Origin of the sequence: Sulfurimonas sp. hsl 1-7, assembly GCF_030577135.1 — a bacterium.
In the GTDB taxonomy this organism is placed as follows: domain Bacteria; phylum Campylobacterota; class Campylobacteria; order Campylobacterales; family Sulfurimonadaceae; genus Sulfurimonas; species Sulfurimonas microaerophilus.
This window is the reverse complement of the sequence record NZ_JAUIRR010000001.1, coordinates 67,271-88,921: the sequence shown is the minus strand read 5'-3', so window position 1 is coordinate 88,921 and position 21,651 is coordinate 67,271. Positions and strand designations below refer to the sequence as shown.

The 21,651-nt window shown below is 36.4% G+C and carries 20 protein-coding genes; 12 read left to right on the top strand and 8 right to left on the bottom strand.

From position 1 onward, the window contains the following. Window positions 1-7: 7 nt before the first annotated feature. The 8 genes from QWY88_RS00385 to QWY88_RS00350 form a co-directional block, all read right to left on the bottom strand. A complete protein-coding gene (locus tag QWY88_RS00385; protein ID WP_304542882.1) occupies window positions 8-619 on the bottom strand; it encodes a 3'-5' exonuclease in 612 nt (203 codons plus the stop codon). After that, the gene (locus QWY88_RS00380) at window positions 619-2,427 is read right to left on the bottom strand and encodes a putative nucleotidyltransferase substrate binding domain-containing protein (protein ID WP_304542880.1); all 1,809 of its coding nucleotides are present in this window, start codon (window positions 2,425-2,427) and stop codon (window positions 619-621) included. The genes QWY88_RS00385 and QWY88_RS00380 overlap by 1 nt, the downstream gene beginning before the upstream one ends. Window positions 2,428-2,430: 3 nt before the next feature. Next, window positions 2,431-4,095 (bottom strand): cation acetate symporter, encoded by a 1,665-nt coding sequence (locus QWY88_RS00375; RefSeq protein WP_304542878.1) that lies wholly within the window; start codon window positions 4,093-4,095, stop codon window positions 2,431-2,433. Next, window positions 4,095-4,412: a DUF485 domain-containing protein gene (locus QWY88_RS00370; protein WP_304542876.1), complete on the bottom strand. Its 318-nt coding sequence runs from the start codon at window positions 4,410-4,412 to the stop codon at window positions 4,095-4,097. The genes QWY88_RS00375 and QWY88_RS00370 overlap by 1 nt, the downstream gene beginning before the upstream one ends. A gap of 16 nt (window positions 4,413-4,428) precedes the next feature. Continuing rightward, window positions 4,429-5,727: an OprD family outer membrane porin gene (locus QWY88_RS00365; RefSeq protein WP_304542875.1), complete on the bottom strand. Its 1,299-nt coding sequence runs from the start codon at window positions 5,725-5,727 to the stop codon at window positions 4,429-4,431. Between the two features lie 127 nt (window positions 5,728-5,854). Further along, complete coding sequence (locus QWY88_RS00360) at window positions 5,855-7,975, bottom strand: methyl-accepting chemotaxis protein (protein ID WP_304542873.1); 2,121 nt, start codon at window positions 7,973-7,975, stop codon at window positions 5,855-5,857. A 124-nt stretch (window positions 7,976-8,099) separates the two neighbouring features. Next, window positions 8,100-8,756, bottom strand: a complete 657-nt coding sequence (locus tag QWY88_RS00355) for a response regulator transcription factor (protein ID WP_304542871.1) — start codon at window positions 8,754-8,756, stop codon at window positions 8,100-8,102. Then, on the bottom strand, window positions 8,756-9,964 hold the full coding sequence (locus QWY88_RS00350) for a sensor histidine kinase (protein ID WP_304542870.1): 1,209 nt from the start codon (window positions 9,962-9,964) through the stop codon (window positions 8,756-8,758). The genes QWY88_RS00355 and QWY88_RS00350 overlap by 1 nt, the downstream gene beginning before the upstream one ends. 63 nt (window positions 9,965-10,027) lie before the next feature. On the opposite strand from QWY88_RS00350, the gene QWY88_RS00345 reads away from it, so the two are divergent. The 12 genes from QWY88_RS00345 (at window position 10,028) to QWY88_RS00290 (ending at window position 21,648) form a co-directional block, all read left to right on the top strand. Continuing rightward, entirely contained in the window at window positions 10,028-10,525 is a 498-nt protein-coding gene (locus QWY88_RS00345) for a peptidylprolyl isomerase (RefSeq protein WP_304542868.1), read from the top strand. A 146-nt stretch (window positions 10,526-10,671) separates the two neighbouring features. Then, window positions 10,672-11,754: an epoxyqueuosine reductase QueH gene (locus tag QWY88_RS00340; RefSeq protein ID WP_304542866.1), complete on the top strand. Its 1,083-nt coding sequence runs from the start codon at window positions 10,672-10,674 to the stop codon at window positions 11,752-11,754. A gap of 52 nt (window positions 11,755-11,806) precedes the next feature. Continuing rightward, window positions 11,807-12,253, top strand: a complete 447-nt coding sequence (gene fabZ / locus QWY88_RS00335; RefSeq protein WP_193114749.1) for a 3-hydroxyacyl-ACP dehydratase FabZ — start codon at window positions 11,807-11,809, stop codon at window positions 12,251-12,253. Window positions 12,254-12,262: 9 nt separating this feature from the next. Next, window positions 12,263-13,045, top strand: a complete 783-nt coding sequence (gene lpxA / locus QWY88_RS00330) for an acyl-ACP--UDP-N-acetylglucosamine O-acyltransferase (protein ID WP_304542864.1) — start codon at window positions 12,263-12,265, stop codon at window positions 13,043-13,045. Between the two features lie 2 nt (window positions 13,046-13,047). Next, window positions 13,048-14,295 (top strand): ATP-dependent Clp protease ATP-binding subunit ClpX, encoded by a 1,248-nt coding sequence (gene clpX / locus QWY88_RS00325; RefSeq protein WP_304542862.1) that lies wholly within the window; start codon window positions 13,048-13,050, stop codon window positions 14,293-14,295. 9 nt (window positions 14,296-14,304) lie between these two features. Next, window positions 14,305-15,342, top strand: coding sequence for a rod shape-determining protein (locus QWY88_RS00320; protein ID WP_283949395.1), 1,038 nt, complete (start codon window positions 14,305-14,307; stop codon window positions 15,340-15,342). Continuing rightward, complete coding sequence (mreC, locus tag QWY88_RS00315) at window positions 15,335-16,096, top strand: rod shape-determining protein MreC (protein ID WP_304542859.1); 762 nt, start codon at window positions 15,335-15,337, stop codon at window positions 16,094-16,096. The genes QWY88_RS00320 and mreC overlap by 8 nt, the downstream gene beginning before the upstream one ends. Then, the gene (locus tag QWY88_RS00310) at window positions 16,093-16,848 is read left to right on the top strand and encodes a MipA/OmpV family protein (RefSeq protein WP_304542857.1); all 756 of its coding nucleotides are present in this window, start codon (window positions 16,093-16,095) and stop codon (window positions 16,846-16,848) included. The genes mreC and QWY88_RS00310 overlap by 4 nt, the downstream gene beginning before the upstream one ends. 72 nt (window positions 16,849-16,920) lie before the next feature. After that, window positions 16,921-20,175, top strand: a complete 3,255-nt coding sequence (gene carB, locus QWY88_RS00305; protein ID WP_304542855.1) for a carbamoyl-phosphate synthase large subunit — start codon at window positions 16,921-16,923, stop codon at window positions 20,173-20,175. Further along, window positions 20,136-20,609, top strand: coding sequence for a Sua5/YciO/YrdC/YwlC family protein (locus tag QWY88_RS00300; RefSeq protein WP_193114303.1), 474 nt, complete (start codon window positions 20,136-20,138; stop codon window positions 20,607-20,609). Before carB ends, QWY88_RS00300 begins: the two co-directional genes overlap by 40 nt. Then, the gene (locus QWY88_RS00295; protein ID WP_304542850.1) at window positions 20,606-21,052 is read left to right on the top strand and encodes a hypothetical protein; all 447 of its coding nucleotides are present in this window, start codon (window positions 20,606-20,608) and stop codon (window positions 21,050-21,052) included. Before QWY88_RS00300 ends, QWY88_RS00295 begins: the two co-directional genes overlap by 4 nt. Next, window positions 21,052-21,648 carry a Cj0371 family chemotaxis-regulating polar lipoprotein gene (locus QWY88_RS00290; protein WP_304542848.1) on the top strand — a complete coding sequence of 199 codons (597 nt, stop codon included), beginning with the start codon at window positions 21,052-21,054 and terminating at the stop codon, window positions 21,646-21,648. The genes QWY88_RS00295 and QWY88_RS00290 overlap by 1 nt, the downstream gene beginning before the upstream one ends. The last annotated feature ends 3 nt before the right edge of the window (window positions 21,649-21,651 follow it).

Genomic DNA, 21,651 nt, shown 5'->3' with positions numbered 1-21,651 from the left:
CCTTTATTTAGTTTGTTAATTTTAAATAAATCATTGCAGTCATGATCGCGTCATTAACTGCATTATGGGCTCCCATACTTGGTAAATCATAGTTTTGCATGATTGTATCGAAGCGTAAATCAATATTTCCTTGAGGTATTAAAGTAATTGTTTTATCAAAATATAATTCAGAAATCTCAACCATTTCATTCGGTAACTCTATACCTAAAAGCGGTCTTGTATATCTGTTAATCATAGCGACATCAAACTCTAAATAATACCCAACTAATTTTGAACTTCCTATAAATTTTAAAAACTCTTTTATGGCTTCATCACTATCTTTAGCATTTACTAAATCACAAGGACGAATGCCATGAATTTCTATACTTTTTGCATCTATCTCCTTAGAATTTTTCAAATAAACTTCAAATGTCTGTGATGTTAATATTTTATTGTTTTTTACTTTTACCGCACCTATTGAGAGTATCTCATCTTTTTTTGGATCAAGCCCTGTTGTTTCCGTATCAAATACGACAATTTCATCATCTTTGTTTTCACAAAATAAAAATGCAAAATCTTTATCTTTTAATCTTTTAAAATCCCTATATTTTTTAAAAGATCTTACTAAAGATGTAAACATTAGCTCACCATCTCCAAATGAAAGTGAAATGAGATAAATTTTTTAAATTTGTTTACTATTTTCAAACTATCTTTTAACAGATCTTTTTGTACTTTATCTAAAGAGTTTGGATCAAGGAAGTTATCATCTTCCAAGTTTTTTGCATTTAGCATTGTTTTTAATCTGATAGAAGATAGTGTGTCAAAGCTCTCAATCAGTTCAGATGCAAAATTTTTATCTATCACACCTTTGTTGTTTAGTTGTTTAATTCTCTCTACTGTATTCGTATCTCTAATATGGTACTGCAACGATAAACATCGTACGCCGTGTACCAACGCAAACAACCCTCCTTTCTTAATATCAAGTTTATTCGCATGGCTTTTTTGCACAACAAAATTTGAAAATACCGTTAACGGTGTATCAAAATGGATAACTGCTTTTGCCATATGGGCAAGTACATCATCCCTTGCCTCAAATCTGTGCCCTAAAAAGTCTGTTAGTTCATCTAAAAGAGCACAATTTCCCGCAACACATTTTGCATCTACGAAAATACTCATATTTTGTAAAGTAGCTTCATCTAAAGAAGAAGACCAAGTATCTATAAGTTCTTTATATGTATTTAGGTCTCTTCTCCAAAAAGGATTACTTACCATTACATCCCCTTTACAAGGAGGGAATCCTATGCGAAGTAAATAGTCGTTTAGTTTTAGCATCGGCTCTTCAAACAGCTCAATAGCAACACTCGGATCGATGATCAAAGCGTTATCCTGATCGCTTTTAAGCCCCTGCTCTTCACGCCCTTCACTTCCCATTACAATGAGTGCACATTTTTCTCTTAGCGACTCTTCCACACACATTTCAAAAACTTTTTTGTATATTTTTTCATTGAGTGCAGAAACCAGTTTTGTGATGTAACGTACTTTTACACCTTTTGTTGTAAGTGCTAAAATAAGGTTTCGCAGATCCTGCTGAATGTCTGTCAAATCTTCGATCGAATTTGCACGATCGATTTGTACCGCTACAAGGTGTGAATGGTTTGCAAAGAAGCTTAATAGATCAAGCTGTTCCAATACACCTACAATAGTGTTGTTCTCTTTTACAATTACACGTCTAACCTCTTCATGTGTCATAACTAACAGGACATTAAAAAGAAAATCGTTTTTATCTACACATACCATTTTCGATGATGCAATAGAGCGAATCGGAGCATCTACGGTTACATCGCCGAGAAGCACCTGCTCTTTTAAATCTGCATCTGTAACTACACGAGAAAGCTCTTCAACAATGATAATACTAGATTGTAATTCTTTTTGTTTTTGGAGTGCGTCGTGGATCGAAATATCTGGAGTAACTATGCATGCGGCATGAAGGTATATGTCTGAAACTTTGGAAACTAAAAATGGGGTAAATTCACTGCTGCTATGATACTCTTTGAGTTGTTTATGGCGTGAGATAAAGTCTTGTAGAAAGTAGCCTTGGATCTTTTTGTTTTGCATGAGATCGAGGAAGTCCTCTTTTTTGATCTCATAGCATATGAGATCCTCGGTGACAACGAAGCGGGAATTGGTTTTATTATAGATCAAGGAGTCGGCATCGAAGCTATCACCCTCGTTATAAATATTGTACAGTTCATCATCGATGTATTCTGCAACTTGCCCTTTTATAATTATATAAAAAGCTATACTCTCTAAATTCCGAGAGATAAGCAGGGTTTCTTTAGGATAGTAAGCAATATCTATCTTGGACATCAAATTGTCAAGTTCAAAAGAACTTAACAATTCAAAAGGATGGATAGACTCGATTAAACGTCTTTGATCTAATATACTCATTTTTTAATGCTCTACTGCACCCTCTGCACCAATTCCAGTTTGGCTTCTAATATATTGCGCTTCGAACATCTCTTGTTCATTTTTCGCATTTTCAGAATTATCTGTAATTGAAAAGAACCAGATACCAACAAACGATACTAATACTGAGAAAAGTGCCGGATATTTATATGGGAAAATTGCTTCTGCATTTCCTAAAATCTGTACCCAAACGATTGGACCAAGGATAACTAGGATAACTGCCGTAGCAAGACCTAAACTTCCACCGATTACCGCACCGCGAGTAGTTAATCTTCTCCAGTACATTGATAAGAAAAGTACAGGGAAGTTAGCCGATGCTGCAATAGCAAACGCCAAACCAACAACAAACGCGATGTTTTGTTTCTCAAACGCGATACCCATAATGATAGCTACAATTCCAAGAACGATAGTTGCAATTTTTGAAACTCTCATCTCTTTCATTGAATCTACTTCACCTTTTTTAAACACAGATGCGTAAAGGTCGTGTGAAATAGCCGATGCACCAGCAAGTGTTAAACCTGAAACAACCGCTAAGATAGTAGCGAATGCAACCGCTGAAATGAAACCTAGGAAGAAATCTCCACCTACTGCATGACTTAAGTGAATTGCCGCCATGTTGTTTCCACCAAGAATCGGGCTACCACCAGAAATCGCTTGTTTTGCTAAATCTAAATATTGTGGATTTTGGAATACCATTACAATCGCACCGAAACCGATGATGAACGTAAGAATATAGAAATATCCGATAAATCCAGTTGCAAAGAATACAGACTTACGTGCTTCTTTCGCATCACTTACAGTAAAAAATCTCATTAAGATGTGTGGTAAACCAGCTGTACCAAACATTAATGCGATCGCAAGTGAGATAGCTGAAATAGGATCACTTACAAGACCACCCGGACTCATAATAGCCTCACCTTTTACTTCAACAGCTTTTGCAAATAACGAACCGAATGAGAAATCGTAATGTGCCATAACAGCGATTGCCATAAATGTAGCACCAGATAATAATAGGAACGCCTTAATGATCTGTACCCAAGTAGTTGCAAGCATACCACCGAATGTTACATAAAGTACCATTAGTACACCAACAAGTATTACCGCTACTTCATAGTTAAGACCAAATAGAAGCTGAATAAGCTTTCCAGAACCAACCATTTGTGCAATTAGGTATAAAATTACCGTTGCGATCGAACCAAATGCCGCTAATGTACGGATAGGTGTTTGACGTAGTCTATATGAAGCAACGTCAGCAAACGTATATTTACCAAGATTTCTTAAAGGCTCAGCAATTAAGAAAAGGATGATTGGCCAACCAACTAAGAAACCGATAGAGTAGATAAGACCATCATACCCTTTTAAGTAAACAAGACCGGAAATACCAAGAAATGATGCCGCTGACATATAGTCACCCGCAATTGCCATACCGTTTTGAAAACCAGTAATACCACCACCTGCAGTATAGAAATCTTTTGCAGATTTTGTACGCTTAGCAGCCCAATAAGTGATACCTAAAGTACCACTTACAAAGATTAAGAACATTACGATAGCAGAGATATTTAACTCTTGCTTCGCAACTTCACCTTCGATCGCACCACTTGCGAATACAGCGATAGATCCTAAAATTAAAAATAAAAAAGCTCTATTCATTATTTATCCCCTTTAACAGAGTTTTTTACTCTGTTTGCAAGTTCATCAAACTCACCGTTTGCTCTTGTAGTGTAAATACCTGTAAGTATAAACGCGATCACAATTACAGTAATTCCAACCGGAATACCTACTGTTGTTACACTCTCACTACTTAACGGTTGTCCAAGTAATGACGGGTCAAATGCTATTGTTAAAATAAATGCAAAGTAAACTATTAACATTACAATTGTTAAAACGATCGCAAAAGATGTTCTTTTCTTTACCAATGTTTGGTAATCCGGATTAGATTTAATCTGTTCAATTAATTCTTTATTCATCTTCTCTCCTTTTTTTCTAGAAATTATAGTTTACTATAAATCTATATTCATTCCAACCAACTGTCCCTATAAAGTCTCTTGGGAAGTTTCCACGTAAACGTAACTGAAGGTTTTTCACTGCTTCTGGGTAGTAAATAGCATCAAAACCGCTTTCAGTAGCTGTACGTGCAGTACCGTATCCACTATTCTCATCCATATCAAAAGATGTATAGTATGCAGTTGTTGATAAATTCACACCCATATCTTTAAAACTATATGTTCCAGCAACTTTTGTAGCTTTTGTTCCAGCTAAAAATTGGTGACGAGTTACCATACCTTGTGTATAAGCAGGCATACCACCCCATGGAGTAATAATAGATTTTAATAATGCATTACCATTAGATTCAGTTGTTTGTGAATATGCAGCATATACATTAAATCCACCAAACTTAACACCTGCTTTTGCAGCACCATACATAGATGAAACTTCACCAACAAGTTTATCGCCTATAGCATCTTCTCTAATAAACTGCGCTGCAACATATGGAGAATAACCATCAAGTTTCACACCATAATTAGCATCAGCATAGATAGCATTTAAAATATCATGAGCATAGTAATCCCATACTTGTATTTTTAGGTTTTCAACACCTGTATAAACAGCTGCAGCTACACTTACACCTGCAGTTTTTTCATTGATAGCATATGTACCCATATTTACAAACTTGCCAGCATTGTCAACACTGTTAAAGTATGAATAACCCGCTGTAACAGCTAAATTACTTGGTGTATCTTGATTCCCATATACACGACCGAATGTACCTTGAGCAAATTTTGTAATATGTCCAGCTACGATAGTTGTATCTGCAATATCTGTATTTGTAACAATATATGCTTCAAATAAGTTTGGTAATGTTCTAGCATCATCGCTACCAGCTAAAGGAGTATCAAGTTTCTGACGACCACCTTTAAATGTAGTATTTCCACGAGTATATTGTAGATATGTTTCACCTAAAAGGTCATAACTACTGTTATTAGGACCAAATAGTGCAGGTTCTACCGTACCAGTCCACTCATCTAACTTATTAACTGTATAAAATGCTGCACCTGCACTTAAGCCGTTATAATCAGCTGTTTCAAACTTTAGATGTCCACCTAAAGATAACCCACTACGATGTAAATCTTTATTTACATAATCACGATCAATAGCAAACATACGAATCTGTCCGCTAGTTTTCCCCTCAGAAAACATAGAGCTAAGATCATCTGCCGCATTTAAACTTACACTTGAAAGAAGTCCAAGACTTACAAGTGATGTTGTTACTACTTTTTTCATTTAGTTTCTCCCCGTTAAACTATTCAACTCTAATGCTAAAGAACAAAAATAGCATGAACGTAGCAAAAGAAGAATCTTAGGAAATTTTATATTTAAATTTCCATTATGTGAAAAAAAGTAACAACAATTATGTTCTGAACTGTTCAAGTTTTGAAGAAAGCTCGTGTGTCATGTTATTTAGGTGTTGTGCTGCTACCATAATTTCTTCTACACTTCTAGCATTTCCAAGGGAGATTGTATTTATCTCCTCTATACCACCGAGTATCTCATCAATCTGTTTTCCGGTATTTTCAAAATCCTGCACAGTCCTGTCTGTCGCCTCTGTAGCCCTGTTTACAATTTGTGTCGTTGACTCTATACGTTGTTCAACATCAATAGAGATCTCAGAGAGTTTTTGCATCTGTTGAGAATTTATATTCATCTCTTGGCTTGCTGTTTCAGTCGATTGAACGATGATACTTATCGTAGCATTGATCTCTGCTAACGTATTTTGTGTACGCTCTGCCAGTTTTCTTACCTCATCGGCAACTACTGCGAATCCACGTCCGTGTTCTCCCGCTCGAGCTGCCTCAATTGCAGCATTAAGTGCAAGTAGATTTGTTTGGTCTGCTATATCGGAGATAACAACTAATACATCTTTTACCTGTGCAGTCTCTTGTGAAAGTGTTTCAATTTTTCCTGCTAACTCCAGTTCTGACTCAACACTGCTTTGTACTTTTGTTGTAAGCAGCACAATATCATCTTTAGCATTGTTTAACATCTTATTAGCCTCTACCATCTCTTCTTTAGAGTTGATAGCATCTTCTATGGAAAGTTTTATTTGAGAATTTGTCCTGATCGCATTCTCAGTCGTCTCACTAACTATACTCACTGATTTATCTACATTACTCCCCAACATAGTTGCCGTTGCGGAAAGTTCATGGGAAACTGCCGAGTTTTCAAAACTGGAAGTTTTCGCTCCGTTTACACTTGTATGTACTTTACTGATAAATTCATTTATATTATCCGCTACCTCTTTGATCTCGTCACGACTATGAACATTAACCCTTTTTGTCAGGTCACCTTCACCCCTTGCCAAATTTTTGGTAACAGTCAATATCTCTCGAATTGGAGCTACTATTCCCTTCTCGGCAACTACGATCGCTATGATTCCTATAACTACAGAAAGAGCAATAGATATCATAATAATAAAAGTGATAGATTCAAAGATAGCCTTGTCTGCTTTTCTTCTCATTTTGGCTATCTCTTTTTCAATATTATCTATGTATTCACCTGTACCGATTATCCATCCCCATTTTTTAAAAAGTACAACATATGACATTTTTGGAACCGGATTTTGTTCATTTGGTTTAGACCAACTGTATTGCACCATCCCTTCGTCCTGGCTTTTGACAGTTTTCACCATCTCCATAAAAAGGTATACACCGTTTGGATCTTTTACCTCAGATATATCTTTTCCGTTTAATGATGGTTTTATTGGATGCATAATCATCTTTGGCATTAAATCGTTGATCCAAAAATAACCGCCCTTTCCAAAACGCATTTGGGAAATTGTTTTAAGTGCTTCAGACTTCATTTTAGCAGTTACATCAGACACATATGCCCCTGTCCCTATAATCCAATTGTACTGTTTAAACTTTTTTACATAAGATATTTTAGGTTGCGGAGTTTTAAAACCGGGTTTCGACCAGCTGTAGTTTACAAACCCTTCCCCTTTATTTTGTACAACCTTGACCATTTCGTTAAAAAGATATACTCCGTTTGGATCTTTAAAACCTGTAAGATTCTTTCCGTTTAAAGATGGTTTGAGAGGATGCATGATCATTGTTGGAGTAAAATCGTTGATCCAAAAGTAGCCATTCTCCCCATATTTTGCAGATGCTACCAATGATTTTAAATGTTCTTGCAAGGCAGCTTTTGACATAGAGTCTTTGTTTCTCTTGTAAGCTTCTTCCAGTATAGTAAAGAGAAACTCTGTTTGTGTTTTTAAATCTGCTTCAACCTCTTTTTTGAGTTTCTCTTCAGATGTTCTCTCATAAAACGACTCTACAGATTTCAGTGCAACATCTACATAGTTTTTTAGCTCCAGCTCTTTATTTTTGTACGCCTCTTTTTTATACGCAGCTATATTGTTTTCCGTCATCTCATTTATAGTAAAAATCGACTCAATAATAAGTGCGATAGATACGGCAGCCACTGTAACCACCATTAATAATAGAATTTTCATTCTAATAGATATAGACTTCATTGTTCTCCCTCATCAATGATAAAATAATGGAGCGAATGATAAAGTACAAGCGTAGCAGGAGTGTAGCAATTGAAAGATATTAGTAAATTTTATATTGAAACTATTGAGGTATAAAGAGAAGTAACTACGGTTTTTCGATCATATAACCCATACCGCGGACATTCACGACCATATCCTCTTTAAGAATCTTTTTGAGTCTGTTTATCTCGGCACGGATGGTAGCGTTGTCAACTATAGTATCACTCCAGACATATTCCTGGAACTGTTCAAAGTCAACTACCAAACCTCTGTTTCTCGCCAATAGATCAATAATCTGCATCTGTTTTTTTGTAAGTGTTTGCGGTTCTTGTTGAAAGAAAAGCGTTGCATGTTGCTGATCGTAACTATAGTTTTTTGAAAGTACAAGATGTACGTTAGGTGTTTTCGATGTTGCTACTATTCTGTCGATTCTCAGTGCCAACTCTTTAAGATGAAAAGGTTTTTTAAGATAATCGTAACACCCAAGATTGTATGCACGTGAGATATCTTCTATATCTACCAAGGCACTTATGTAGATGGTAGGGACATGAATCTTTAAAGCATGTAACTGTTCGAGAAGTGAGAGTCCGTCAATTTGAGGGACGTTAATATCAAGGATGAAAAGGTCGTAGCTGTTTTGCTTCATCGCATCAAATGCTTCTTGGCCATCAAAAAAAGGTTCTACGACGTGACCGAATGATTCTAAATACTCACAAATAGATTCATTTAACATCACTTCATCTTCTAATAACAGTATCTTCATTATTCACCCATTATTTTAAATCTATATTTAAAAGTATTTTGTTTTTCATTTAGATCGATCACTATAACGACACCCTCTTCATCGCATATGTTCTTCACTAGTCTCAAACCTATCCCAAATCCTTTTTCACTTGCAACACTCTTTGCATCTTCTCTATAATATTCATCAAATATTTTATCAACATCTTTAATTGGTTGAGAATGACTGCCGATCGAGAACTCTACATATTGTAACGTCTTTGTGAGTTTAATATCTATAATCTCATTCTGAAAGGTATACTTGATCGCATTTGTAATGCTGTTATCTATAATACGTTGCAGTTTTGTCTCGTTAAAAAAGATATAGAGATCTTCAACTTCACTCACATATGAAAAAGAGAGTTTAGAAAGATATGCCACTTCAGTGAAAAAATCTACCCTGCTTTTTACAAACTTGTTGATATCAATCGAAGCTTTTGGATAATCTACATGCTCTTTTTTTACCAAGTAACTCAGGTCGTCATAGATATTAAAGATATTTTTTGCCGCCGCTTCCACTTTTGAGAGGTGTCTGTCTTTTTCGTGTTCCATCTCATAAAGTTCTAAAGACGTAAGTATAACACTAAGTGGCGTATTTGTCTCATGTACCGTGTAACGTAAAAACTCTTTTTGCGCCTCAAGGATTCTCTCTAAATCTTGTGTTTTTGCCTTTACTTTGTCTTCTAGATGAAGATTTAACTCTTTGAGTGAACTTTTCTGCTCATTAATAGTATCTACCATATCATTGGCATAGGTCACCATTGTTTTAAACTCTTTAAAAAAGATCGTATGTGGATTTAACACCTGATCTTTGTGTGCCGCATCATTAAAAAAATCCAAAAATGCTTTCATATCTCTTTGAATTAAAGTATTAAATATCTTATAAAACCCAAGCATGATCGCAAAAAGTATAAATGCAAGTGTTGCAATTGCCAAAGTATTTTTGATCAAAAGAGATTTCAATTTTTCTTGAGCGACATCATAATCGTAAGGAGTACCCGCAATCTGTTCGTGATGCTGTTGTGAAAGTGTCTTTTCGTAATCATGGTAGTTTTCCTTGATCAACAGGTATGCAAATATAATAGTAAAAAGCAAAATAGTTAATGTTGTTAATATATTTGCCTGACGGATCGTTACAGAGTTAAAACGCAAGATCAAATAGTTCTGTAACTTAATAAATAGTTCTTTCATAAAAGAATTATACAAAATTTATCAAGTTTGACTATAATTTCAAAAAAATAAAAAGGCAATAATATGTTCGGAAGACAACTAAAAGAGTACGACTTAACAAATGTTAATGAGTTTCAATGGGCAAAAGTATCTACAAACAAAGGTGATATCTGGATCAAACTTTATCCTGAAGAGACACCAAATACTGTTGCAAACTTTGCTCACTTAGCAAGCACTGGTTTTTACAATGACTTAAACTTCCACAGAGTTATTCCAGGTTTCATGGCACAAGGTGGATGTCCACACGGAACTGGTACTGGCGGACCTGACTGGGCGATCGCTTGTGAGACTGACAAAAACACTCACAAACACGTAAAAGGAACATTATCTATGGCTCACGCTGGACCAAACACTGGTGGTAGCCAATTCTTCATCTGTTTCGTTCCTTGTCCACACTTAGACGGTGTTCACACTGTATTCGGTGGTATCGAAGAAAACGACGCTGAATCTATGTCTGTTCTTGATGATATCAGAATGCAAGACGAGATCAACTCAATTGAGATCTTCAAAGAGAGAGCGTAAGCTTTACTTTTTTAATGGAGCTTTTTCTAGCTCCATTTTTCTTCTCTTAATAATTTCCTACTTAAAATATTTTTTAAAATAATTCATCATCTTTCTTTATTAGAAGATTTCAACTATAATTTCATAAATACTTTAAATGAGGTTCTATGCTAGTTCATATCTGCTGTTCGGTTGACAGTCACTTTTTCTTAGAGAAGTTACAAAAAGATTTTCCAGAGGAAAAACTGACTGGATTTTTTTACGATCCTAACATCCATCCATATTCAGAATATCAACTACGCTACCTTGATGTCCAACGATCTTGTAAAAAACTCGGCATCGATCTGCTCGAGGGTGAGTACGATTTTGAAAACTGGATCGATGCTGTACGAGGCCTTGAAAAAGAGCCAGAAAAAGGGGCTCGCTGTGAAGTCTGTTTTGACAAACGCTTCATCACAAGTGCAAAAAAGGCTCTTGAACTAGGCGAAAAAAAGATCACTACTACTTTACTTGTCAGCCCACTAAAATCACAAGAACAACTCAAACGTGTAGGCGATGATTTTCATGCAAAACACGGCGTAGAGTTTATTGCCGTAGATTACAGAAGCGGCGGCGGTACACAGGACCAATCACGAGTGACAAAAGAGGAGCAGCTTTACCGCCAAGATTATTGCGGTTGTCTTTTTGGTTTAACGATGCAAAGAGAACATCAAGACAAACTTATGGATGAGATGTTCTCCCCTATTTCCGGACAGACTCTGCCTGCTTCGATCGAAGAGCGTTTAGAGATGTATACTTATAGAAACGAGCTTGAAGAGAAGGGTATTGAATACAAAATTATCAAACAAAAGTTTTTAAACTACAGACAGTTTAACTTTCAACTTATCAGCGGCAAAAAAGATGCATTAGATGCTTATGCCCTTTCCTACTCGACACTTCCAAGAAAAAAAGCACAAGGACGCATAGAGTTCGCAGCTCATAACATTCACTACTTTAACCGTGAAGAGATAAAGTTCGTCACTTTAGAGTTTTTCAACGAGCAAAATTCTACTAATTACAAAACCGTAAAAGAGCTTATCTATAACCCTTTATCGTATGAACAAGAGTTGACTTTTAGAAAAAAAATTAACAATACCGACTATGATCTCAGTCCTATCATCGTTGTTGAAAACATCCCAGATACAAAACTTACCATAGAACTTGATGCGACAACTTATGAGGACACAAAAGAAAAGATAATAATTTTATAATGAATTTTTAGGTAAAATATCCAAAATTATTATCTAAGGCTATAAAACTATGATTATGGATGTTGTAGAGATTCAAAACATATTACCTCACCGTTACCCTTTCTTACTTGTTGACAGAATTACAGAGATCGTGAAAAACGAATCACTTGTTGGTTACAAAAACGTATCTATTTCTGAACCGGTATTTGAAGGACACTTTCCTGGTCACCCGATCTACCCTGGCGTTATGATCTTAGAAGGTATGGCACAAGCAGGTGGCGTTTTAGCTTTTAAAAGTATGGACGATTTAAGCGAAGAAGAAGTAAAAAATAAAGTTGTATACTTTATGAGTATCGATAAAGCAAAATTTAGAAATCCTGTAAAACCTGGTGATCGTCTTGAGTACAGAATCTCTGTTATCAAACATAAAGGTGCTATTTGGTTACTAAAAGGTGAAGCTTATGTTGACGGTAAGTTAACAAGTGAAGCTGAACTAAAAGCTATGATCGTAGATAAATAAGGTTAAAAATTGAGTAATATTTCCAAACTAGCAATCATCGAAGATGGTGCAGTTATCGGTGAAAATGTTGAGATTGGACCGTTTTGCCACGTATCTAGCGAAGCTGTGATCGGAGATGGTACAAAGATAGCACAAGGTGCTTGTATCTACGGTAAAACGACGATCGGAAAAAACAATGAGATTTTTTCACACGCTGTTATCGGTTCGATTCCGCAAGACTTAAAATTTGAAGGTGAAGATGTTGAACTAATTATCGGTGATAATAATAAGATAAGAGAGTTCACACTTTTCAATCCGGGGACAAAAGGTGGCGGTGGTAAAACTATCATCGGAAACCATAACCTTTTTATGGGGTATGTACACCTTGGTCACGATGTAATCATCGGTAACCACTGTATCTTAGCAAATGCTGCAACGTTAGCTGGTCACGTAGAGTTAGGTGACTATGTAGTAGTTGGCGGTATGACACCTATCCATCAGTTTGTTCACATCGGTGACTATGCTATGGTTGGTGGAGCTTCTGCACTTGCACAAGATGTACCTCCGTTTTGTATGGCTGAGGGAAATCGTGCAAGTTTAAGAGGACTAAACCTTACGGGTCTTAGACGCCATATTGAACGTGATGACATCAATGCACTAAAATCTGCATATCGTGAACTTTTTGAATCTGGAAAGCCGTTAAAAGATAGTGCTAGTGAACTACTAGAGAGTACGGACAACCATTACGTTACTGATCTTTGTAACTTTGTTATCAAGACAAAACGTGGTATTCCATTTGAAAGGAAAAATTAATTATGATTCATAGACATTGTAGCTTTTGTGATGCAAGTGAGAGTGAAACAAATCCGCTAATTGCCGGAAACGGTGTATATATCTGTAAAAACTGTGTGATCTCAGCATATAAAATCATGTTCGGAGATGAAAAAGAATCTCTAGCACATGAACAAAGTGAAGAGCTTGTAGATGCCGTAGAAAAACTTATGACACCAAAAGAGTTAGATAAATTCTTAGGGGACTATATCATAGGTCAAGAGCGTGCACGTAAACTTTTAAGTGTAGCTGTTTACAACCACTATAAAAGAATCTTCAAAACAGCAAACATTGAAGATGACGATACAGAGATCGCAAAATCAAACATCCTTTTAATTGGACCGACAGGTAGCGGTAAAACATTAATGGCGCAAACAATTGCCAGAGTATTAAACGTACCTATCGCTATCGCTGATGCTACAAGTTTAACAGAAGCAGGATACGTAGGTGAAGATGTTGAGAATATCTTAACAAAACTGATCCAAGCAGCAGACGGTGATGTTGAACGTGCACAAAAAGGGATCATCTTTTTAGATGAGATAGACAAAGTTTCACGTATGAGTGAAAACCGTTCTATCACTCGTGATGTTTCAGGGGAAGGTGTACAGCAAGCTCTTCTTAAAATTATTGAAGGTTCATCTGTAAACATTCCGCCAAAAGGTGGTAGAAAACATCCAAATCAAGAGTTTACGGCAGTTGATACTTCAAATATTTTATTTATTTGTGGCGGTGCATTTGACGGTTTAGAAGAGATCCTAAAACGTAAGCAAGGTGAAAATGTACTAGGTTTCGGACACGATAAAAAAACTAAAGACGAGAAAAAACCGACTTTTGATATGGTTGAGCCTGATGATCTGGTACAGTACGGACTTATTCCTGAACTTATAGGTCGTCTACCGATTATCGCTTCTCTTAACGAGATTACGGAAGATGATATGGTTCGCATTTTAACTGAGCCTAAAAATTCACTTATTAAACAATATATAAAACTTTTCTCAATCGACAATGTTGAACTTAGTTTTGAAGATGATGCACTTCGTGCTATCGCACAAAAAGCAATTAAACGTAAAACGGGTGCTCGCGGACTTCGTGCAATTTTAGAAGAAGCTATGATCGATATTATGTATGAACTTCCTGAATATAGTGGGTATGAAGTACTTATCACTAAAGAAGTTATCGAGAATGGTGAACAACCGGCATATATTAAAAAAACAACAGAAATATCAGCATAAGGTAAGAGTATGATTTTTAACAAATTTATTGGGCTATTTTCAAACGATCTTTCAATCGACTTAGGAACAGCAAATACTATCGTTATAGCAAAAGGAAGAGGTATCATTATTAATGAACCTTCAGTTGTTGCTGTTAAATCTGAGAAATATGGACAAAGCAGAGTTTTAGCTGTTGGACATGAAGCAAAAGAGATGGTTGGTAAAACTCCAGGAAATATCAGAGCTATCCGTCCTATGCGTGACGGTGTTATCGCCGATTTCGATATGACAGAGAAGATGATCAGAAAGTTTATCGAAAAAGCACACGGTAGAAGTTCTCTTATCTCTCCACGTATCATTATCTGTGTACCTTACGGACTTACTCAGGTTGAGAGAAAAGCAGTTCGTGAATCTGCTATGAGTGCAGGTGCTAGAGAAGTTTACCTGATCGAAGAGCCAATGGCAGCTGCAATCGGTGCCGGTGTTGATATCCGTGAGCCACAAGGTAACTTAGTTGTTGATATCGGTGGTGGTACTACTGAGATCGGTGTTGTTTCACTTGGTGGTCTTGTACTTTCTAAGTCAATCAGAACTGCAGGTGACAAGATAGATCAAGGTATCATTAACTACGTAAGAAAAAAATACAACTTACTTATCGGTGAGCGTGTAGCTGAAGAGATCAAAATCACTATCGGTACAGCTGTTACTTTAGATGAACCACTTTCTATGATCATCAACGGTCGTGACCAAGTTGAAGGACTTTTAAGCTCAGTTGAACTTACATCTGACGATGCTCGTGATGCTATGAAAGAACCTCTTAAAGAGATTGCTGAAGCACTTCGTGACGTTTTAGAGATTATGCCTCCAGATCTTGCAGGTGACATCGTAAATCACGGTATTATCTTAACTGGTGGTGGTGCACTTATCCGTCAACTTGATAAATACCTCTCTGACATCGTAAAAATCCCTGTTTTTGTAGCAGATGAACCACTTTTAGCGGTTGCTCGCGGAACTGGTCGTGCTTTAGAAGAGATCGATATCCTCCAAGAACTATTTGAGAATGAATAAATCTTCGATTGTTTATTTTTTCATACTTATTGCACTCTTTGTGGGTGCATTAAACTACTCTTCAACTGTTCAAAAACCTTTTATAAGTTCACTCAACTTTATTAAAACATCTTACCACAATACAATCTCTAACATCGGCAATAGTATAGACAGACACTTTTTTCAAGCAGATACTATCGATGAATTAAAAGAGCAACTGCAACAATATGAAAACAATCATCTCGTTATGCAGGAACTTGCTTCTGAGATAGATGATCTTTATAAAGCGAATGATTCAAACTTAAGTATAAATCCGCAGGCGCAGCTTGTACGTAGCATCTCTTATCAAAAGCTTGGAAATCTTAACCGTTTATGGTTGGATGTTGAAGATTATAACTCTTCTAAGATCTATGGACTTACTTATAAAGAGATGGTTGCGGGGATCGTCATTGAAAACGACTCTAAACCTTTAGCTTTATTAAACAGCGATATCAAAAGTGCTTATTCAGTATATATCGGTGATGTGAAAGCTCCCGGAATTGCACACGGAAATAATGATCAATATATTATAATCAACTTCATTCCTGCTTGGTTTAGCATTAACGAAGGGGATGAAGTGGTAACATCGGGACTTGATAATATCTTTTTCAAAGGTCTTAAAGTTGGAAAAGTTATCTCCATCACCCAATCTGAAGGGTATCAGACTGCAATCGTCAAGCCTTATTACGATCCAAACGAACCAAACTATTTTTATATGATTAAGGTGGTAAAATGAGATACCTTCTCCTAGGCTTCCTTTTATTTATAAATATACTCTTTGCCGAAGAAAAAAAACAAGAGGTGAGTATCGGTTTTGGTCCGTATGTACAATCACAACCATATAAAAGTACATCAAATATGGTTATTCCCTCACCTGTTATCTTTTTTGACAACTCGATCTTTTATGTTAGATGGTCAAGAGCAGGTATCTACTTTTTAGGGGATAAAAAAGATGATTTTGCATGGGGGTTATCACTCACTGCACAGCCGAGAACTTTAGGTTATAAACCGGGTGATTCTGAAATTCTTTCAGGAATGGATGAGAAAAAAAGCTCAATTGAAGGCGGTTTAGCTTTTAGTGCAAAGTATAAAGATACATATATAGAAAATATGCTTCTTCACGATCTTCTGGGATACAACAAATCATGGGTTAACAGAACAGAGATCGGGACTAAATACAGTATAGGAAAAGTTAACTTTTATCCTAGTGTCATTATGCTTTATATGAGTGAAAAATTTGTCAATTATTATTACGGTGTTAAGGATAATGAAGTTAATTTATCATTAAACAGACCCGCTTACAAAGCTGATGACGGTTTCGAATTTGGTGTACAAACTTACATTGGATTTCCAATCACAAAAAACTTTTCTGCACTTTTTAATTTCAGATACGATCTCCTTCCTAAAAGTGCTAAAAACTCCCCTTTAGTGGAAGATAACTACATTTATTCAGGATTAGCATCAATTTTATATAACTTTGAGTACTAAAGTTCATCAAATATTAAGTGCATATTGGCTATAATCTCTAAATTTTATATAGACTATTTTATGGGGTAAAAAATGCCAAAACGCACCGACATTAAAACTATTTTACTTATAGGTTCTGGTCCGATCGTTATCGGTCAGGCTTGTGAGTTTGACTACTCTGGAACACAAGCAGTTAAGACTCTTAAAGAGCTTGGTTATCGCGTAGTACTGATCAACTCAAATCCAGCAACTATTATGACTGACCCTGAGTTTGCAGATAGAACATACATTGAACCAATCAAAGAAGATATCATCGCAAAAATCATCAAAGATGAAAATGTTGATGCAGTACTGCCGACTATGGGTGGACAGACTGCACTAAACGTTGCTATGAGCATGTATGAAAAAGGTATGCTAGAGGGTGTAGAATTTTTAGGTGCAGACCCGGAAGCTATCAACAAAGGTGAAGACAGACACCTTTTCAACGAAGCTATGGTAAAAATCGGTATGGATTTACCAAAAAGTAAAAATGCTTACAGCGTTGAAGAAGCTATTGAAGTAGCTAAAGAGATTGGTTTCCCTGTTATCTCTAGAGCTTCATTTACACTTGCCGGTGGCGGTTCAGGTGTAGCATACAATATGGAAGAGTTTGAGAAACTTGCTCAAGAAGGTATTTCAGCATCTCCAATCAATGAAATCGAAATTATGGAATCTATGCTTGGATGGAAAGAGTATGAGATGGAAGTTATCCGTGACAAAGCGGACAACTGTATCATCGTATGTTCAATTGAAAACTTCGATCCAATGGGTGTTCACACAGGTGATAGTATCACTGTAGCACCGGCACTTACACTTACAGATAAAGAGTACCAAAGAATGCGTGATGCTTCTTTTGCTATTCTAAGAGAGATCGGTGTTGACACAGGTGGTTCTAACGTTCAGTTCTCAATTGACCCTAAAACTGGTCGTATGATCGTAATTGAAATGAACCCGCGTGTATCTCGTTCATCTGCTCTTGCTTCAAAAGCTACTGGTTATCCAATCGCAAAAGTGGCTACACTTCTTGCAGTTGGTTTTACACTTGATGAGATCACAAATGACATTACGGGAACACCTGCGGCATTCGAGCCTGTAATCGACTACGTTGTAACAAAAGTACCACGTTTTACATTCGAGAAATTCCCTGAAGCTATCAGTACACTTTCAACTTCTATGAAATCTGTTGGTGAAGCGATGGCAATTGGGCGTACATTTAAAGAGTCTTTACAAAAAGCATTATGTTCACTTGAAACTGGGCTATGTGGACTAGATCCTATTGATGCTGATGATGAGTTTGTAAAACATGAAATCCGTCGTCCAAATGCAGACAGAATTCTTTACGTTGCAGAAGGTTTCCGCCGCGGTATGAGTGTTGAAGAGATGTTTGATACTTGTGCAATTGACCCATGGTTCTTATACCAACTGCAAGAGCTAATCGAAGCTGAGAAAACAATGACTGACAAAGTGTTATTTGAAGAAGAAGCTATGAGAATGGCAAAAGTAGACGGTTTCTCAGACAAAAGAATTGCTCAACTAGTTTCTCAAAACACTGATAACAAAGTTACTGAGAATGATGTTTTTGAAGCAAGAAAAAAACTGGGTGTAAGACAAGAGTACAACGAAGTTGACACATGTGCAGCTGAGTTTGAAGCACTTACTCCGTATCTTTATTCAAGTACAAATATTACAAAACTTCCGGCTCAAACAAGAAAATCTGATAAGAAAAAAGTTCTTATCCTTGGTGGTGGGCCAAACAGAATCGGTCAAGGTATCGAGTTTGACTACTGTTGTGTTCACGCTGCTTTTGCTTTAAAAGAGATGGATATTGAAACAATTATGTACAACTGTAACCCTGAAACTGTTTCAACAGACTACGATACATCAGATGTACTTTACTTTGAACCAATCGACTTTGAGCACGTAAGAGAAGTTATTGAGAATGAAAATCCAGATGGCATTATCGTACACTTTGGTGGACAAACACCTCTTAAACTTGCAGATTCACTTACGAAAATCGGTGCAAAAATTTCAGGAACACCTTCGGCGGTAATTGACTTGGCTGAAGATAGAGAGCAGTTCTCTGATTTCGTTATCAAGCATGGTTTAAAACAACCGGCAAACGGTTTAGCACGTACAAAAGAGGAATCTTACGTAATTGCTGAGAAGTTAGGTTACCCTGTTCTTGTCCGTCCATCATTTGTTCTTGGTGGTCGCGGTATGAGAATCGTTTATTCAGAAGATGAACTTCGCCAATACATGGACTTAGCAATCTCTGTTTCAAACGAAGCACCTGTTCTAATCGATAAATTCCTAGATCAAGCAATTGAACTTGATGTTGACTGTATCTCTGACGGTAAAGAAGTTTATATCGGTTCAGTTATGCAACACATTGAAGAAGCGGGTATCCACTCTGGAGACTCTGCTTGTTCATTACCGCCGGTAAATTTATCTCAAGAGATGATCGAGAAAGTTGAAGCTCAGACAAAAACTATTGCACTAGGACTTGGTGTATGTGGTCTTATGAATGTTCAGTACGCTATCTATGAAGGTGAAATTTACTTAATCGAAGTAAACCCTAGAGCTTCAAGAACAGTTCCGTTTGTATCTAAAGCGACAGGTATGCCACTTGCAAAAGTTGCGACTCGTGTAATGATGGGTGAGAGTTTAAGAGATTCACTTGCATACTATGACAAATACAACATTGTTGAAGAGGTAAATGATTTACTTCGTCCTAAATTAAAAGGGCATATCTCTGTTAAAGAGGCAGTATTCCCGTTCCATAAACTTTATGGTGCTGACTTAGTTCTAAGTCCTGAGATGAAGTCTACGGGTGAAGTTATGGGGATTAGTTCGAACTTCGGTATCTCATTTGCTAAAGCACAGTTAAGTGCAGGAAACAACATCCCTACAGCAGGTACATGTTTCTTATCATTTGTAGATGCAGACAAACAACATGGTGTAGATATTGCTAAAGGTTTAGTTCGCCACGGATTTAAACTTGTAGCGACTAAAGGAACTCAAGAGGTTATCGCAGCAGCAGGTGTTGAATGTGAAGTAGTTCTTAAAATCTCTGAAGGTCGTCCAAATATCGAAGATGCTATGAAAAATGATGAGATCGCAATGGCTATCAACACTTCAGACAATAACACAAGCAAAAAAGATGCTGTAGTGATTCGTCAAGAGGTTCTAAAAAGAAATATCCCATATTTCACAACTTTAAGTGCTGCTCGTGCTGCAGTACTTGCACTTGACGAAATGAAAGATGATTCATGGTCAAAAGCAACAGCGCTTCAAGACTTTTTAGTTTAAATACAAAAGTTATACTGACACAAACCGACACTACCGTCGGTTTGTTATCTCAAGATTCTAATCGACTCGCTCATATCAAATCACGCCCAAATAATAAACCCTTTATAAAAGTCTACAACTCTTTAGAGAGTCTCAAGAAAGATGGAAAACGGGTTCCAAAAAAACAAAAAAAGTTGGTTCGCTTAGCAAAACAGACTACTTTTATTGTAAAAAATGAGGCGTTTAGAGTCGCTTCTTATCCTCTAAATTCAAATATTTTGCGACAACTCACTTGGACATTTTCCACTTCTGCAAATGAGAGCGGGAAAAACTTTGATCGGGAATTTTGTCAAGCAAAAGCTGATATAATAATAGAAGATCGAAACTCTTTAGAAGAAAAAACAGCCTCTAAACTGTTACGTATCAACAATAAAAAAATAAAGAGATTGAGATGAGTAAACTATTGCAAGCTTTGTTATCTGGAATGTTTTTTACATTTATTTTAGACTTTTTCCTCTTTTTAGGAATAAAACTTAATTACATAGATTATTATGAAATTGATCTATATTACAATATACTTTTTGCAGACAATCAAAGTGTAATACTTTATTTTCTTCTTAGCCTTATTATCGGCTATGTTACACTTTATACTAATACTAAAGTTGCTTTATACAGTGTCGGTTTTTTATTTGTACTGAGTTTTTTAACTTTGATTGCACCTATCGGTAAAAGTGTAGGAACATTTTTATTGGCAAAAGAGGATGTAACACTACAAACATCAAGGTTTTCATACCATGGAGATATTCTTTACAACGGAAGAGAGAAAGTTACATTTTTTGATAAAGAGCTCAATAAAATAATTATCTTAAACAAAAACAAAATAAAAGGAAAAATTTAATGAAACATATTTCATCTTTGGCCGGCGGTGTGGCACTTGGAAGTGCCGGAATACTTATGATGAGTATCCTTAGTGGATGTTCACAACAACAAGAACAAGCACAAAATAAATTTTTAGTAATTGAACAACAAACTAACGGAAAATATGTAGTTGTAGAGGAGATGCCGACAGATGGTCCATCTCGTGCAATTATACGCGAACGTGATGAAAATGGAAACGTTACAGAACGCTTTATGAATGAAGCTGAAATGAAAGCACTTGCCGAACAAGAGTATAATAAAGTGCAAAACGGTACGAGTGAAACGCTTCAAAGCGGTGCAGGTGATGCAGGGATGGGTCTTGCAGGGACTATCCTTGCAGTAGCAGCAGGAAGTTTACTTGGAAACATGATCGGTAATGCTCTTATGAATAATAAAAGTTTTGCAAGAAATGCAGTAACTACAAACAAAAGTGCATATTCTCGTTCAGCTTCAGGGAGTTCAACTAAATCTTCGAGCTCGAAAAAAAGCTTTTTCGGCTCTTCAAGTAGTTCAACATACAATAAAAGCAGTGGCAGTTTTTCTAAAAAAACTGGCAGTAGTTCTTTTGGGGGATAAGAG

What these genes read in the sequence shown, in the direction of transcription:
- QWY88_RS00385 (WP_304542882.1), bottom strand. Translation starts at nt 619, where the DNA reads ATGTTTACATCTTTAGTAAGATCTTTTAAAAAATATAGGGATTTTAAA.
- QWY88_RS00380 (WP_304542880.1), bottom strand. Translation starts at nt 2,427, where the DNA reads ATGAGTATATTAGATCAAAGACGTTTAATCGAGTCTATCCATCCTTTT.
- QWY88_RS00375 (WP_304542878.1), bottom strand. Translation starts at nt 4,095, where the DNA reads ATGAATAGAGCTTTTTTATTTTTAATTTTAGGATCTATCGCTGTATTC.
- QWY88_RS00370 (WP_304542876.1), bottom strand. Translation starts at nt 4,412, where the DNA reads ATGAATAAAGAATTAATTGAACAGATTAAATCTAATCCGGATTACCAA.
- QWY88_RS00365 (WP_304542875.1), bottom strand. Translation starts at nt 5,727, where the DNA reads ATGAAAAAAGTAGTAACAACATCACTTGTAAGTCTTGGACTTCTTTCA.
- QWY88_RS00360 (WP_304542873.1), bottom strand. Translation starts at nt 7,975, where the DNA reads ATGAAGTCTATATCTATTAGAATGAAAATTCTATTATTAATGGTGGTT.
- QWY88_RS00355 (WP_304542871.1), bottom strand. Translation starts at nt 8,756, where the DNA reads ATGAAGATACTGTTATTAGAAGATGAAGTGATGTTAAATGAATCTATT.
- QWY88_RS00350 (WP_304542870.1), bottom strand. Translation starts at nt 9,964, where the DNA reads ATGAAAGAACTATTTATTAAGTTACAGAACTATTTGATCTTGCGTTTT.
- QWY88_RS00345 (WP_304542868.1), top strand. Translation starts at nt 10,028, where the DNA reads ATGTTCGGAAGACAACTAAAAGAGTACGACTTAACAAATGTTAATGAG.
- QWY88_RS00340 (WP_304542866.1), top strand. Translation starts at nt 10,672, where the DNA reads ATGCTAGTTCATATCTGCTGTTCGGTTGACAGTCACTTTTTCTTAGAG.
- clpX (WP_304542862.1), top strand. Translation starts at nt 13,048, where the DNA reads ATGATTCATAGACATTGTAGCTTTTGTGATGCAAGTGAGAGTGAAACA.
- QWY88_RS00320 (WP_283949395.1), top strand. Translation starts at nt 14,305, where the DNA reads ATGATTTTTAACAAATTTATTGGGCTATTTTCAAACGATCTTTCAATC.
- mreC (WP_304542859.1), top strand. Translation starts at nt 15,335, where the DNA reads ATGAATAAATCTTCGATTGTTTATTTTTTCATACTTATTGCACTCTTT.
- QWY88_RS00310 (WP_304542857.1), top strand. Translation starts at nt 16,093, where the DNA reads ATGAGATACCTTCTCCTAGGCTTCCTTTTATTTATAAATATACTCTTT.
- carB (WP_304542855.1), top strand. Translation starts at nt 16,921, where the DNA reads ATGCCAAAACGCACCGACATTAAAACTATTTTACTTATAGGTTCTGGT.
- QWY88_RS00300 (WP_193114303.1), top strand. Translation starts at nt 20,136, where the DNA reads ATGGTCAAAAGCAACAGCGCTTCAAGACTTTTTAGTTTAAATACAAAA.
- QWY88_RS00295 (WP_304542850.1), top strand. Translation starts at nt 20,606, where the DNA reads ATGAGTAAACTATTGCAAGCTTTGTTATCTGGAATGTTTTTTACATTT.
- QWY88_RS00290 (WP_304542848.1), top strand. Translation starts at nt 21,052, where the DNA reads ATGAAACATATTTCATCTTTGGCCGGCGGTGTGGCACTTGGAAGTGCC.